This window comes from Oxalobacter paraformigenes, assembly GCF_000158475.2.
GTDB classification, from domain to species: Bacteria; Pseudomonadota; Gammaproteobacteria; order Burkholderiales; family Burkholderiaceae_D; genus Oxalobacter; species Oxalobacter paraformigenes.
Window position 1 is genome coordinate 1,177,691 of record NZ_KI392031.1, and the last position, 14,170, is coordinate 1,191,860.

The 14,170-nt window shown below is 55.8% G+C and carries 13 protein-coding genes; 10 read left to right on the top strand and 3 right to left on the bottom strand.

Features of this window, described 5'->3' with window-relative positions:
• Positions 1-44: 44 nt before the first annotated feature.
• The 3 genes from OFAG_RS09590 (at position 45) to OFAG_RS09605 (ending at position 2,691) form a co-directional block, all read left to right on the top strand.
• The gene (locus OFAG_RS09590) at positions 45-788 is read left to right on the top strand and encodes an SDR family oxidoreductase (protein ID WP_005876394.1); all 744 of its coding nucleotides are present in this window, start codon (positions 45-47) and stop codon (positions 786-788) included.
• Between the two features lie 47 nt (positions 789-835).
• Entirely contained in the window at positions 836-1,318 is a 483-nt protein-coding gene (locus OFAG_RS09595; protein WP_147617638.1) for a (R)-mandelonitrile lyase, read from the top strand.
• A gap of 236 nt (positions 1,319-1,554) precedes the next feature.
• Entirely contained in the window at positions 1,555-2,691 is a 1,137-nt protein-coding gene (locus OFAG_RS09605) for a metallophosphoesterase (protein ID WP_005876390.1), read from the top strand.
• 72 nt (positions 2,692-2,763) lie between these two features.
• Here OFAG_RS09605 and OFAG_RS09610 read toward each other — a convergent pair whose 3' ends face one another.
• Positions 2,764-3,066, bottom strand: a complete 303-nt coding sequence (locus OFAG_RS09610) for a hypothetical protein (protein ID WP_020995206.1) — start codon at positions 3,064-3,066, stop codon at positions 2,764-2,766.
• Positions 3,067-3,173: 107 nt separating this feature from the next.
• A complete protein-coding gene (locus OFAG_RS12995) occupies positions 3,174-3,713 on the bottom strand; it encodes a DUF2589 domain-containing protein (RefSeq protein WP_187138741.1) in 540 nt (179 codons plus the stop codon).
• Positions 3,714-3,970: 257 nt separating this feature from the next.
• Between OFAG_RS12995 and OFAG_RS09620 the strand changes: the two genes are divergently transcribed.
• From OFAG_RS09620 to OFAG_RS09650, 7 genes are all read left to right on the top strand, one after another.
• Positions 3,971-4,444, top strand: coding sequence for a MarR family winged helix-turn-helix transcriptional regulator (locus tag OFAG_RS09620; protein ID WP_020995207.1), 474 nt, complete (start codon positions 3,971-3,973; stop codon positions 4,442-4,444).
• Positions 4,428-6,530, top strand: coding sequence for an FUSC family protein (locus tag OFAG_RS09625; RefSeq protein WP_005876383.1), 2,103 nt, complete (start codon positions 4,428-4,430; stop codon positions 6,528-6,530). The genes OFAG_RS09620 and OFAG_RS09625 overlap by 17 nt, the downstream gene beginning before the upstream one ends.
• Before the next feature lie 123 nt (positions 6,531-6,653).
• The gene (locus OFAG_RS09630) at positions 6,654-7,094 is read left to right on the top strand and encodes a MarR family winged helix-turn-helix transcriptional regulator (protein WP_005876382.1); all 441 of its coding nucleotides are present in this window, start codon (positions 6,654-6,656) and stop codon (positions 7,092-7,094) included.
• 5 nt (positions 7,095-7,099) lie between these two features.
• On the top strand, positions 7,100-9,160 hold the full coding sequence (locus OFAG_RS09635; RefSeq protein ID WP_020995209.1) for an FUSC family protein: 2,061 nt from the start codon (positions 7,100-7,102) through the stop codon (positions 9,158-9,160).
• Positions 9,157-9,366 carry a DUF1656 domain-containing protein gene (locus tag OFAG_RS09640; RefSeq protein ID WP_005876380.1) on the top strand — a complete coding sequence of 70 codons (210 nt, stop codon included), beginning with the start codon at positions 9,157-9,159 and terminating at the stop codon, positions 9,364-9,366. The genes OFAG_RS09635 and OFAG_RS09640 overlap by 4 nt, the downstream gene beginning before the upstream one ends.
• A gap of 2 nt (positions 9,367-9,368) precedes the next feature.
• On the top strand, positions 9,369-10,280 hold the full coding sequence (locus OFAG_RS09645; protein ID WP_005876379.1) for an efflux RND transporter periplasmic adaptor subunit: 912 nt from the start codon (positions 9,369-9,371) through the stop codon (positions 10,278-10,280).
• Positions 10,281-10,289: 9 nt separating this feature from the next.
• Positions 10,290-11,759, top strand: a complete 1,470-nt coding sequence (locus tag OFAG_RS09650) for an efflux transporter outer membrane subunit (RefSeq protein ID WP_005876378.1) — start codon at positions 10,290-10,292, stop codon at positions 11,757-11,759.
• Positions 11,760-13,079: 1,320 nt separating this feature from the next.
• Here OFAG_RS09650 and rsgA read toward each other — a convergent pair.
• Entirely contained in the window at positions 13,080-14,147 is a 1,068-nt protein-coding gene (gene rsgA / locus OFAG_RS09665; RefSeq protein ID WP_005876377.1) for a ribosome small subunit-dependent GTPase A, read from the bottom strand.
• Positions 14,148-14,170 lie beyond the last annotated feature (23 nt).

Genomic DNA, 14,170 nt, shown 5'->3' on the forward strand with positions numbered 1-14,170 from the left:
TCAGCTTTCGACCGTGAAAAACGGATTCATTCAGGAGGAAAATCGTGAAAAACATACAGGACAAAGTCGTTATCGTGACCGGCGCCAGCAGCGGCATCGGTGAAGCCATTGCCCGGAAACTGGCAGCCGAAGGCGCTATCGTCGCGCTGGTCGCCCGGCGCAAGGATCGCCTTGCCAAAATCGTCGGGGAAATCGAGGCAGCCGGCAAAAGAGCGTCTTACTACGAAGTGGACGTCACTGTCGAAAGCCAGGTCAGAAACATGGTCGAAGACGTGGTGAAGAAAAACGGACGTCTGGATGTCCTGGTCGGCAATGCCGGCGTCATGCTGATGGCGCCGTTACGCGAGGCGAATGTCGATGAATGGGACGACATGATCGACGTGAACATCAAAGGCATTCTTTACGGCGTCGCGGCGGCATGGCCCGTTTTCGAAAGACAGGGATCGGGACACTTCATCAATCTCTCTTCTGTTGCCGGCCTGAAAGTCGCCGCTCCCAACGGCGTGGTTTACTCGGCCACCAAATATGCGGTACGCGCCCTTTCCGAAGGCATCCGCGTCGAATCGGCCGGCAAATTCAGGGTAACGACGATTTCGCCGGGTTACGTCGAATCGGAACTGATGTACGGCAGTACCCACGAAGCGACCCGCGAAGCCATCATTTCGGCCTACAGGAAATATGAGATTCCAGCCGACACCATCGCCGAAGCCGTCGCCTACGCCATTTCCCAGCCGGAGAACACCGCGATTAATGAAATCGTGGTCCGGCCGACAGCGCAGGAATTCTGACAGGACTTCAGGCTGCGAAAAGGAGAACCATGAAACGGATTCTGACAATGGCAATAGTACCTGTACTGCTCGCTGCGGCCGGCAACTGCGTGGCAGCCGGCGTTCCGGACAAAACCGTGCCCGCCAATAGACAGACGGTTATGCAAAGCGGCTCCCAAACGTCTTTCAAAGGTCCGGCCGAATACTTCACGGGAAACGTCAAGGTCGATATGCTGTTTGCCCCGACAAAAACGCTGCCCGCTTCCGGCGCCCGTGTCGCGTTCGAGCCGGGTACGAGAACGGCATGGCACACCCATCCGGCCGGGCAGACACTGGTTGTCACCTCAGGCGTCGGCCTGACGCAGGAATGGGGCGGCCCCATTGTCGAAATCCGGCCCGGCGACGTCGTCAAATGCCCGGCCGGCGTCAGGCACTGGCATGGCGCCAGACCGGACAGTGCCATGACGCATCTGGCCATAACAGGTGACGCCGGCGGCAAAAACGTCGAGTGGCTGGAAAAAGTGACGGACGAACAGTATCGGGGCAACTGAATTTTGGTCGTATTCAGGGACATTTCCGGAAACGGAAAAAAGGCGGCTGAAAGAACTGGCGCTCCCGTCCGTTTTTTTCAGAACCGGCTGAATCCGTCCGGTTTCCCTGCCCCCCGTTTCCGGCAGAACGTCCCTGTTCATGACCATACTCATTTCGCACAACCGGCAACCGGAGGGAAAATCCCGGGTGTTTTATAATAGAAAATTTCTTTTGTTTTGAAAGCCATCTTCCTGCCATGTTTCATGTTTTCGCCGCATTGATCGGCCTGTATGTCATTGGACGGTTCGTTCCCTCACTTCCGGTCACTGCCGGCTGGAAATGGGCCGCTGCTTTCATCATTTTGCTGGTTTCGCAATATCACCTTCTGAACCGTTTCCTTTTCGGTGGCATGGCCTCACCCGAAGTGCCCTTTTCTATCCTCGTTTTCGGGGGCTGGCTGTTCGGTGCGTTCCTATTGCTGGCGGGATTGCTCCTGCTGAAAGATCTGGCTTCCCTGCTTCTCCTGGTTTTCCGGCACACCGGCCTGCTCTCAAGCGGCTTTCATTTGGGCTATCGCACCACTCTCGGCCTTGGCGTCGCGGCGCTTCTGCTTTCGGCCATCGGCGTCTGGCAAGCCGTCCGGATACCGGACGTGCACCGGATCGACGTCACGGTCAACCGCCTGCCTGCCGGACTGGACGGTTTGCGGCTGGTTCAGCTGACCGACCTGCATGCGAGCCGCCTGTTCCAGGCGCCCTGGATACGTGCCGTCGCGGACAAAACCAATGCGCTGGATCCCGACCTGATTGTCATTACCGGCGATCTGGTGGACGGGACGACCGCAAACCGCGCCCCTGACGTCGCCCCCTTAAGCGACCTGAAAGCCCGGCTCGGCGTATTTGCGGTAACCGGAAATCACGAATACTATTCCAACTACCGGAACTGGATGAAAGCGTTTGAAAGCCTCGGTCTCCGTATTCTCAAAAACGAACACGTCGTCCTGAACGACAAAGGGCAGTCACTGGTTCTGGCCGGCGTGACCGACCGGGTTGCCGCCAATTTCGGCTTGCCCGCGCCAAACATCGGACAAGCCCTGTCGGGAGCGCCGGAAGACGCGCCTGTTATTTTGCTGGCCCATCAACCCAAAGGTTCTGCCGCCTACGCCGAATCCGGTGTCGATCTTCAGCTTTCCGGCCATACCCACGGCGGACAGATCCTCGGCATCCACTGGATTACCCAAATGGCCAACGATGGTTACGTATCCGGACTTTACGGAATCGGCAATATGCAGCTCTATGTCAGCAACGGCACAGGACTCTGGAGCGGTTTTCCCGTCCGCCTCGGCAAACCGTCTGAAATAACCGAAATCGTGCTGCATGCGCCATCAAAATGATTTTTCCTTTCCCGGAAAAACCGTATGCCACGCCCTTTTCCGGCCGCCGGCATAATCTTTCTTTCGAAAGGCTCAGGGTTTTTCCGCCGTTTTCCCGGTACTGTCGCGGTTCATGAAAACGCCCGGATCGGGCTGGCCATCGCACCGGTGGATTCTTTCGCGGCGGGACGGCGGCCACTGCGACTCCGGATTGCGCTGCCAGTATTTTTCCTGAGGCGTCAGGCGGCACGGTTCGGCCTGTGTTCCCTTTTCCACTTTCCGCGACTCTTCCGGCATACCGGCTGCCATCACGGAAACGGACAGAAAAGCCGCCGGCGTTAGAGCAAAAAGGATTGTCCCGACAAGATGTCGCATGAAACAGCGTTTGTCCGGCATGGCTTTTCCTTTCCTTTATCAAAACAAAAAACGCCCTTCAGGGCTGTTCTCCTCGTACCCGGAACCCTGTTCCGGAAAATGGGCACTGGCGTAAAACCTTTCCTTCCTCATGTGCCGCCGGATAAATTCCGGGCTGTCTTCAGTATCTTTTTCCCTTCGTTACCCCAGGTTCTGCCAAGGCCGGTACACGGACAGCGGCCGGGAGCGGCCTTCCGATACGGGATCACAAGCCGGCTCCGCATCAATAGCTCAGCCATCGAACCGTCGGAGCCGGAAATCTTTTCATCAGATGAAACGGCAAAATCTGTCCCTTCCCCCGGGGAAGACCCGGCTTTCAAAACCTGTTTTGCCGGTTCCGGCCTTTTGCCCATCCCGTTACGGACAGAAGATTTCACTTCACCATCGAAAGCGAAGTTCATGTCTTCCCGCGAAAACGCAGGAACAGGAACAATGGCGAGGACAGGAACCTGAAGAACCGTTTTTTCCGCTTTCATCGTCCCGTCTTCCCCAACAACCTGTTTCACAAAAGGAAAATCTGCCGCTTTCGCCCTCCGGTCGCCACCGCCGGAGAAACCGGCAGTCGCTTCAGCCAGCGTTTCCTGCGCTTTCCAGGCCGCCCTGAGAGAGCCGCCGATCATCAAACCCATTGGCAAATTCCCAAAGTGCCCGTCTGTTTTTTTCTTTTCGGCCGTCATGCCGTTTTTCCCTGCCGTTCCGGAAAATCATGCAACACATCCGGCATTTTTGCAACACGGCCCATTTTCTTCATTTCCCGAAAAAGGATAACTGTCATGGGCTTATCGCTCGGATTTCCGTCAGGAAAAACAGGTTTTTTATTGACAAAATACTTCGCATGCGAATAATATGCATCAGAACTATCAGCACACTCATATCGGATAAGCGAATGTACGGAAACGACCGTTCACTAATGGAACTGATGATCACCATGACGCAGGTATCGCGTGCCTACAAGGGAGTTTGTGACAAACTGGCTTCCCGCTTCGGACTGACCCAGGCCATCGCCTGGCCGATCGTCGCCATCAGCCGTCTGGGCGATGGCGTACGTCCCGGAGTGATTGCCGACGCCGTCGGCATCGAACCCTCTTCCGTCGTCAGGCTGATCGACCAGCTGGTGGCCTCCGGCCTGATCGAGCGCCGCGAAGACGCCAACGACCGGCGCGCCAGACTGCTCTTTCTGACGGCTGAAGGGCGGCGCAAGGTCGCCGAAATCGAAGCGGCTCTCGTTCCATTGCGCCGCCAGCTGTTGCAGGGGCTGTCGGAACAGGAACTGGATGTCTGCATGCACGTTTTCAAAACGCTTGGCGAATCCATCGAAAGACACAGAGCCACGGCCAGACAGCATGATCAAGTTGCCTGAACGGGAAGACTTCCTCTTTTCCCTGAAAAGTTTCATCGGCGCCATGCTGGCGCTGTATCTGGCGTTTCGCCTTGGCCTGCCGCGCCCGTTCTGGGCGCCCCTGACCGCGTATGTCGTCTCGCAACCGATCGCCGGCGCCGTCCGTTCCAAGGCGCTCTATCGCGTGACAGGAACCATTATCGGGGCGCTGGCGACCATTATCCTGATCCCGCTCTTCATCAACTATGCCGTTGTGCTGTGTCTGGCGCTCGGCGTCTGGTTCGGTCTCTGTCTCTTCATCTCGCTTCAGGACAGGACGCCACGCGCCTATGCTTTCATGCTGGCAGGCTATACCGTCGGGCTGATTACCATGCCCACTCTGGTTGACGTGACGGATTTAAGCATCGCTTCCATTTATGACGTCGCCCTCGCACGGGTGGAAGAGATCACGCTGGGCATCCTGTGTTCCACCCTGGTTCACAGTCTCATCCTGCCGAAAAGCGCCGGTCATGTCGTGCTGGAACGGCTGGATCAGGCGCTGCGCGATGCCCGGCAATGGGTCGGCAATGTCCTGACCGAATCCTCTTCCGGCAGCGGCAATCCGGTCAATCTCAACAAACTGGCCCAGATCATCACGGAACTCCGGATGATGTCCACCCATCTGCCCTATGACACGTCCCACCTGCGCTGGACAGCCAACATCGTCCGTGCGCTCCAGGACAGGCTTGCTTCGCTGGTGCCCGTTCTGTCGGCCATCGAAGACAGGCTGAACGTCCTGCGCAACAGCAATACCGGCCAGTTGTCGCCTGCATGGCAGAAACTGCTGGACGACATTGCCGAATGGACAGCGCGGGGCGTGGAAAACGATCCGGCCAGCGCCATCCGGCTGAGGAAACGGATAGACGACGCCATCCCGGCCATCGACGCCGAATCGCACTGGGAAGACATGCTCCTTGCCAACCTTGCCAGCGAGCTCTACCGCCTTGTCGATGTCTGTGAAGACTGCTTCGATTTGCGGCGCCAGATCAACATCGGACTGAAAGGGGAAATGCCGCCGACTGAAATGCGGAAAACGAAAGTCTCCACTATCACGCTGCATGTCGATCGCCGCCTCGCCCTGTCTTCCGCCTTCGCGGCAGGCATGGCCATGTTCCTTTCTTCCCTTTTCTGGGTCATTTCGGGCTGGCCGACCGGTTTTGCCGCCCCGATGATGGCGGGCATGTACTGCATGTTTTTCGCGACGATGGACAACCCGACCCCCATCCTGAAAATCCAGTTTTTCTATACCCTGCTTTCGACCCCGGTTGCAGGGCTTTACCTGCTCTTGTTTTTGCCCTCGGCACACAGCTTTGAAATGATGATGCTTCTGTTCGCCCCGTTTTTGCTCTGGTTCGGCACCTATCTGGCGAAACCGGCAACCATGATCAAGGTCATTCCTTTCATGTTCACGACACTGGCGACGCTGACCATGTTCGACATGGGATCCGCCAATATGACGTCCTTCATCAATTCGCAAGTCAGTCAGGCAATCGGTGTGGGATTCGCGGTTCTTTTCACCGCCCTTTTCCGATCCGCCAATCTTGAGACCATCACAAGACGCCTTGTCCATTCCATGTGGAACGATATTTCAACACTCGGCAAGGCCCTGAGGGCGCCGTCCGTCATGGCCGTCACCGTCAGGATGGTCGATGGCATCAGCCTCCTCGCCCCGCGTCTTGCCACGGTTCAAAAAACGGGTGCCGCCTCGCTGCCAGGTTTCCTGTCGGCGCTGGATATCCTGTCTGATCTGCGCGTCGGGCTGAACATGACCCGGCTCCTGCGTATCGACCCCAAACTCGAACGGCAGAATTTCACGATCCGTCCCCTGCTTGAACGCCTGTCCGATTATTACGGCCACCGGAAAAACCTGCCGGTCGACAATGCGGCGGAACTGCTCGGACAGATCGATCAGGCGCTTTACCGGGCGGCGAATATCCATTCCCATGCGCAGCAGAGCAATGCCATCGCCGCGCTGGCAGGCATCCGTCGCGATCTGTTTCCGGACGCGCTGCCTTATTCACCCCTGACGGAGGGCAGCAAAGACCGTTTTTACGGAAAGGCGGCATAAACCTCTGTGCCGGTAAAATAACCGGCAGACGCCGCCGGGCGCACCACAAAAAGTATTGACACAAGTAGTTGAGATGATAACATTTACCTCCTCAATATTTGACATGCAAACTATTTACATGTAATGGAAAATCAGGATGAACTGTTCATGCGCCTCACCAACGCCCTGACCCGGGTCGCCCGCGCATACAAAACCTCCGCCGACAAAGTGGCGTCGCAATACGGGCTGTCGCAGGCCACGGCATGGCCGGCCGTCATGATCAACCAGATGGGAGACGGCGTCCGCCCCGGCGAAGTCGCCGAAGCGCTCGGTCTTGACCCGTCATCCGTGGTACGCGTCATCGACCAGCTGATCGCCGCCGAATTGCTCACGCGTAAAGAGGACGCCAGCGACCGGCGCGCCCGTCTTCTCACGCTGACCGAGGACGGACGCGAACGCGTCCGGCAAATCGGAAAGGCCATGCGTCCTTTCAGACGAAAACTTTTCGAAGATATCGACCGTGCCGACCTCGAAGTTTGTCTTAACGTACTGGACAAGCTCGGAACGGCGATCAAACTCGGCTAGACACCATGCTGAAGGCCTATCTGCAAAAACCGACCCCGGGCGAACTGCTGTTCGCTTTCAAATGCCTGCTGGCCGCGACGCTTGCCCTGTACATCGCGCTCCGGATCGGATTGCCCCGCCCGTTCTGGGCACCGATGGCGACATGTATCGTTTCCCAGTCCATGGCCGGGAGCGTCTATGTTCGCGCCATGTCGCGTCTGATCGGAACGCTGGTGGGCGCGACCGTGTCCGTTTTCCTGCTGGCCATGTTCGTCAACTATACGGTTCTCTTATGCCTGCTTATCGCGCTGTGGGTCGGCGCATGCATGTATTTCTCGATGCTGAAACGGACAACGAACGCCTATGCCTACACGGTAGCGGGCTTTACCGTGCCGGTCATCATTTTCAGCATTTTAGGCGATATCAATTTCATCAACATCCAGTTCATCACCGATACGGCCATTGCCCGTGCCGAGGAAACCGGCATCGGCTTTTTTTGCGCCATCATGGTGCACAGCCTCGTTTTTCCGCAAAACATCGGCCCGGTCGTCGTCAGGCGGATGGATCAGGTCTGGAAAGACATCCGCCAGTGGACCGGCTATGTGCTGACGGCAACGGTTCCTGCCGGCGATGCGCCGAGACTGACCGCCGCCCAGATCATCACCGACTTGCGCCTGCTTTCGGCCAACCTTCCCCACGACGCTTCCAACGAACGGTGGGCTGCCGCCAACATCAGGCTGCTTCAGGATCGTCTGACTATGATGATTCCCCTGATTTCCTCGATAGAAGACAGTGTGGCCGCGCTGAAAAAAGCGGACAAGCTTTCCGGGTACTGGGAGTACCTGCTCGACAACATCGCCGTCTGGATACAGCAGGACGACAATTCGCCGCAAAGCGCCCGGTGGCTGCGCGAACGCATCAAAAACGGGACGCCCAAAATCACGCCCGGATCGTCATGGGACGAAGCCCTGATCGTCCATCTGGCGACTGATCTGGAAAAACTGATTACCTTCTGCGAAAGCCGTGCCGACCAGCGGCGCGCGATCGACGACTGTATCCGCGCCGCCGCGGTGCCGCCGAAAAGCCGTCCGGTTCCGCTCGCCGTACTGCACAAGGATCGCCGGCTCGCTTTCTTTGTATCGGCATCGGCGGTCTTCACCATTACGATAGTGTCCCTGATGTGGGTGGCCAGCGGCTGGAGCGCCGGTTTCTGCGCGCCGATGATGACCAGCATTTTCTACCTCTCGTTCATCCGGAACGACAACTCCGTTGCCGCCCTGAAAAAAGTGCTGCTTTTCACGATTTATTCGCTGCTGCCGGCCGGCATTTATCTTCTGGTCGTGATGTACAGCACCCATTCTTTCGAAACGCTCATGCTGCTTCTTGCGCCATGCATCGTGATTGTGGGCATTTTCATGGCCCGGCCCGCAACCGGTTTCGGCGCGACCATTTTCATGATGGGCGTCTGGTCCACCACCACCATGTATGATCTGGATATGGCGAACGCCACTTCGTTCATGAACGGGCAGGTCTTCGCCCAGTGTTTCGGCATTGTCATGGCGCTGCTTTCCGCCATGATCTTCCGGTCGTTCGACGCCGAATGGACGACCCGGCGTCTTCTGAACAGCATCGGCGACGAAATCGCGCAACTGGCCCGATCCGTCAAGTCGCCTCCGGTCATTCATACGACCGTCCGCATGATTGACCGCATCAGCGTTATCGCTCCCCGCCTGTCCGGTCTGGGCAATGAAAAAGAAAACCTTGTTTCGCGTCTGTTCAGCGAATTGCGTACCGGCCTGAACATGGTTTACCTGATGCATATGCGTTCCCGCCTCGAACGCAACGGCGTGGATATCCGTCCTCTGCTGGACGCCCTGTCCGCCTATTTCAGCCGGCGTTCCCATGAACCGGAAGAACGGGACGCCATGCTCGAACAGATCGACGCGACCCTGCAAAAAGTCTGCAACATGCCCTCGCCCATCCGGCAGAACGCGGCCGTTGCCGCCCTGACCGGCATCCGGCGGGACCTGTTTCCGGACGCGAATCCCTATTCCCCCCACATTCTGGTACCCAAGGAGATGGTATGACTGGTGAGTTCAGTTTCTTCGGCATGTATTTCCCCTGGCTGATGCTGACGTCGCTTCTGGCGCTTGTCGCCACCCGTCTGATCAGCATTTTTCTGGCACGCATGGGATTTTACCGGCACGTCTGGCATCCTCCGCTGTTCGATGTCGCCCTGTTCCTCGTGGTACTGGGAATTTTCGTCACTTTATTCAATCTTGGCAGGTCTTGATCATGTTTTCCAAAATTTCCCTCTCCGTCATCAGGCGTTACCTCATCACCCTGTTGGTCGTTCTGGCCGCCCTGTTCATCGGCTGGCGTCTCTGGATACACTATGAAAACGACCCCTGGACCCGGGACGGCCGGATCAAGGCCGACGTCGTGCAGGTCGCGCCCGACGTGACCGGACAGGTGGTCAAAATCAACGTCATCGACAACCAGAAAGTCAATGTCGGAGACGTTCTTTTCGAAATCGATCCGGCCCGCTTCGAACTGGCCCTGCGTCAGGCCAGGGCCGCCGAGGAAGCCGCCAAAGTGACGCTCGCGCAAGCCATTCGCGAAGCCAACCGCAATCGGGAACTGAAAGATCTGGTCGCCACCGAAGTGACCGAACAGGGGCAATCCCGCGTCGAGGAAGCGCGCGCCGCCCTTTTGCAGGCCATCGTCAACAGGGACAAGGCACAGCTCGATCTCGACCGCACCAAAGTCGTCGCTGCCGTTGATGGCATTGTCACCAATCTCGATCTGCGCACCGGTTCCTATGTGACGGCCAGCCATCCGGTCATGGCGCTGGTCGATCGCCATTCCTATTACGCCGAGGGCTATTTCGAGGAAACCAAGTTGCCGAATATCCTGGAAGGAAACCGCGCCACCATCAAGCTGATGAGTAATGACGACGTTCTGGAAGGGCATGTTCACAGCATCTCGCGGGGTATCGAAGACCGTGAACGGACAAAAGGCGGCAGATTGCTGCAAAACATCAATCCGGCCTTCAACTGGGTCCGTCTCGTCCAGCGTATTCCGGTTCGCATCGAATTCGACAATCTGCCGGAAAACGTGCGTCTGGTGGCAGGGCAAACCGTGACCGTCGAGGTTTTTCCCGGAGAAAAAGTCACTGTCGCCAAAAACGACCAACCGGCGAAGTAAGGATCGGCCATGCATAACCGAAAACTGATTTCATATCTCCTTCCGCTTTTCGTCTGCACGGGTCTCGTCGGCTGCACGACAGTCGGGCCCGACTATACCATTCCGGAAAACGCCACCATCAACAAGCCGGAAGCGGCAGAACCGTTTTCAGCGGCCGAGAAAAACGTGTATCGTCAGGAACCGCTTCCCGATCGCTGGTGGAAACTGTACGACGATCCCGTCCTCACTTCGCTGATTGAAAAGGCACTGCTTGCCAATACCGATCTTCGCGTTGCCGCCGCCAATCTGGCGCGTGCCCGTGCTGTACTGGAAGAAGTCGAGATGGGCACCGTTCCGACTGTCGATCTCAACGCCCAACCGGCATTCGGCCGAAAATCGGCCGCAGCCGACGGCTTGCCTGACCGGTATCCCGACCGCTGGTCGCATGACAGCGGCATCAACATTTCCTACCAGATCGACCTTTTCGGCAAAATCGCCCGCGGGATCGAAGCCGCGACAGCCGATACCGAAGCGGCTCAGGCCGCTTACGATCTGGCCCGCGTCACCATTGCCGCAGACACGGCAAAAGCCTATGCCGATGCCTGTTCTTCCGCCTACCGTGTCGGCATTGCCGAACATTCGGCCGATCTTCAGGCGAAGTTTCTCGATACGACGCGCCAGTTGACCCGTGCCGGGCGTGGAACGGCAATGGATGTGGCCAGAGCCAGCGCGCAGCATGAAGCCCTGCGCGCCGCCATTCCGCCCTTACAGGCCCAGCAAAAACTCGCGCTTTACCGGCTGGCTGTCCTGACGGGAGAATTACCCAATACGCTGGTCGGTACAGTCGGACAATGCCGGCAACCGCCCCGGCTGTCGCAACCGATTCCGGTAGGGGACGGCGCCGCCCTGCTCCGCCGCCGCCCCGATATCCGCGAAGCGGAACGCAGACTGGCCGCATCCAGCGCGCAAATCGGTGTCGCCACGGCCGATCTCTATCCGAGCATCAGCCTCGGGCTATCCGGCGGCATGACCAGCCGGTTCTCGTCATTCGGGGACACCAACACCTTCCGCTGGGGCATCGGCCCGCTGATCTCATGGACGCTTCCCAATACCGGCACGGCGCGCAGCCGGATCAAACAGGCCAAAGCCGAAAATCAGGCCGCGTTTGCCCGCTTCGACGCCACTGTTCTGAACGCCTTGCGGGAAACGGAAAGCGCCCTGACTTCCTACGCCCGCGAACTGGACAGAAATGCCGCCCTGAAAGCCGCACGCGACCAGAGCGCGCTCGCCAACGATCAGGCGCACCGGCTCTACCGTCACGGCCGTATCGATTTTCTGGCGACGCTTGACGCCGAACGGACGCTGGCCGTTGACGAAAGCGCCTATGCCGCCTCGACCGCCAAACTCGTCGATGACCAGATCTCCGTTTTCCTGGCATTGGGAGGCGGCTGGGAGCAGAACGGGAACCCCGCGGAAACGGAAAAAAGCCCTCACGACTGACCCTTTTCGCGCACCGGAACAGGCCGTTTAAAAGGACAGGTCCTCTTTCCTTCCAGAACCTGTCCTGCCGTTGGAACCGTTACAGCGGTTTCAACGGTTTCCGGTTTTCCGGCTGTAGACAGCGCCCCGGCAAAAATACCGGAATACCGGCACGGCTTGTCGCCAGCACCTGTCTTCATCGCGTTTCCGGATACCGCGCTGAGAACCACCGTTTCCCTTCCATGCGGGGAAACTTTATCAAGTTCTCTCTATCTGATTTTGTAAATAACCTCTTAAATGATGAGGTTACAGGGAATGACGCGATTGAAGCCATTACAAACAGGTTTATGGAAACGAACCATCGTTCAACATTTGCCGTTACCCGCTACCTGAAAGCGGGATAATCGCAAAAAGAGATGAAGTCCTTTTTTATCGGCTGTAAAAGAGGCTTTACATCATTTACCCTAAACCTCATCTTTATCCGGAGAATCACTCACGAACCTGTGTCTTCCTAAAAGAAATCGAGCGAAAGTAAAGTCTGTCATTCCCTCTATTTTGACGATTTAATCGAGGAGTCTTCAGACAGAATAAAACCTGAACACAAAACAAGGCATAAAGATGAGGAACAGCATGATTCTGAGGAATGACCCATTTGTCATGTATAGGGTTTTATTCCCGGCAGAGGTGACATTGATAAAGAAGGCCTCTGTTTTTTCAGAAAAAACATGGCATAACGTTTGTTCCGAGCCACATCCTTGGTCCAATCCTGTTCAATTAGCAACACTTTGAGAGAATCATGGCCTGATGATGGGATGGCCATTGAATGACCGGAACTTGCGGCGCTTGTTGGAAATTGCTGCCTGAAAGCAAGCAAAAAATAGCAGGCATGACGCTTTTATCCAGGAATCAAATAGTAACCATCCTGTTGACAATGCCAGTAACGGAAAGATTGATGAGGTATCGGCAAGCAAGATATTACGAACACATCATGTTATTCAAGAGAAGAGGTTGGAAAGTTCAGGAACACAAGTAATCCGGTCTGAAGATTACGATAAAATTCCTGTCTTGCCGGAGATGACAGAAAAGTAACGGTTTAGACTTCTTACACAAAATCATCCCGTGTAATCGAACAAACCGTGTTTTTCCCCTGCCCCTCCAGTTTTGGAAGGTACGGGATACGCAAGAGCTGGCAGACCGGTGCCGGTACAGAGAATGAGTCCGATATGTTTTCTTGTGTATCCCGATCATGAGGACGGCAATCATCCGGCCTGCCTGAATTCAGACAGGTTTGGAAAAAAAGCATAAAGTGCAGGCACTCTTTAAACAGAACACCTGCACTGTTTAAGACAGAACCTGACGATTCAGTTTACGGCCCTTCACTTCTTCAACCAGTTTGGACAGGGATTTCTCCTTTTTCCGTTTCTCTTGTACAGAAGCAGCATAGTGCCATGCTTCCCGACGAAGTTTAAGATAGCTTTCATATACTCCACTGTCTATCTCTCCATTCTCGACGGCTTCGATTACGGCACATCCCTTTTCATTGACATGTCGGCAATCTTTAAACCGGCATTTTCCCTCATAGTCTGAGATATCCAGAATGTCGGACAGCGTATCAGTATCGTTATTGGTAACACCAAACAGTTTTACACCCGGCGTGTCGATGACCACCCCTGATTCCGGCAACAATACCATTTCCCGGCGGGTTGAAGTATGTTTGCCTTTCCCCGTTGAGTCACTGATGCTACCTGTTCGCAACACCTCTTGCCCGCAAAGAGCATTAATCAGGGTGCTCTTGCCTGCACCTGACATACCTGTAAAGACAACCGTTTCACCAACACGAATAAACTCCCGTAGCTTGTCAATGCTTTCAGGAGATTCGATACTGGTATAGCACACGGGGATCTTATGAGACAGATGGATGATGGCCTTTTCGATTTCGCCTGTATTAAATCCCAGATCTGTCTTCGTCAATACCAAGAGCGGTTGAATATCCTCTCCGGAGAGTTGCAGCATAAAGCGTTCAATCCGGCGTACATTGAAGCGACTATCCAGACTTTGGACAATAAATGCCTTGTCGATATAAGAAGCAATGGCTTGCTGCTGTGAAACAGCACCATTCTTCAGTCGATAAAGTGTTTTGACACGTGGCAACACATCAAGGATGATTCCCTTGTCCCTGTCTATGGATTGGAAAATAACCCAATCTCCGGTACAGGGATATTCCGAAGCGTCTCTTCCATACATCATGTTACCTGTCAGTTCGCACGTGTAATATCCCGTTTCGGAGATGACTTCGTAGCAGGTCTTATGGGTAAGCATCACCCGTCCGTGCGTGAAGTCCTTGTAAGCAGATTCTTGTTTTCGGCGGAACAGTTCCTCGTTCCAACCATACAATTGCAAATCATTCATGGCATTTGAGATTTAAATCCGGA

Bases quoted from the DNA above. Each gene is read 5' to 3' on its own strand.
- OFAG_RS09610 (WP_020995206.1), bottom strand. From the start codon at position 3,066: ATGCCGGACAAACGCTGTTTCATGCGACATCTTGTCGGGACAATCCTT.
- OFAG_RS09595 (WP_147617638.1), top strand. From the start codon at position 836: ATGGCAATAGTACCTGTACTGCTCGCTGCGGCCGGCAACTGCGTGGCA.
- OFAG_RS09640 (WP_005876380.1), top strand. From the start codon at position 9,157: ATGACTGGTGAGTTCAGTTTCTTCGGCATGTATTTCCCCTGGCTGATG.
- OFAG_RS09650 (WP_005876378.1), top strand. From the start codon at position 10,290: ATGCATAACCGAAAACTGATTTCATATCTCCTTCCGCTTTTCGTCTGC.
- OFAG_RS09620 (WP_020995207.1), top strand. From the start codon at position 3,971: ATGTACGGAAACGACCGTTCACTAATGGAACTGATGATCACCATGACG.
- OFAG_RS09625 (WP_005876383.1), top strand. From the start codon at position 4,428: ATGATCAAGTTGCCTGAACGGGAAGACTTCCTCTTTTCCCTGAAAAGT.
- OFAG_RS09635 (WP_020995209.1), top strand. From the start codon at position 7,100: ATGCTGAAGGCCTATCTGCAAAAACCGACCCCGGGCGAACTGCTGTTC.
- OFAG_RS12995 (WP_187138741.1), bottom strand. From the start codon at position 3,713: ATGGGTTTGATGATCGGCGGCTCTCTCAGGGCGGCCTGGAAAGCGCAG.
- OFAG_RS09630 (WP_005876382.1), top strand. From the start codon at position 6,654: ATGGAAAATCAGGATGAACTGTTCATGCGCCTCACCAACGCCCTGACC.
- OFAG_RS09645 (WP_005876379.1), top strand. From the start codon at position 9,369: ATGTTTTCCAAAATTTCCCTCTCCGTCATCAGGCGTTACCTCATCACC.
- OFAG_RS09605 (WP_005876390.1), top strand. From the start codon at position 1,555: ATGTTTCATGTTTTCGCCGCATTGATCGGCCTGTATGTCATTGGACGG.
- rsgA (WP_005876377.1), bottom strand. From the start codon at position 14,147: ATGAATGATTTGCAATTGTATGGTTGGAACGAGGAACTGTTCCGCCGA.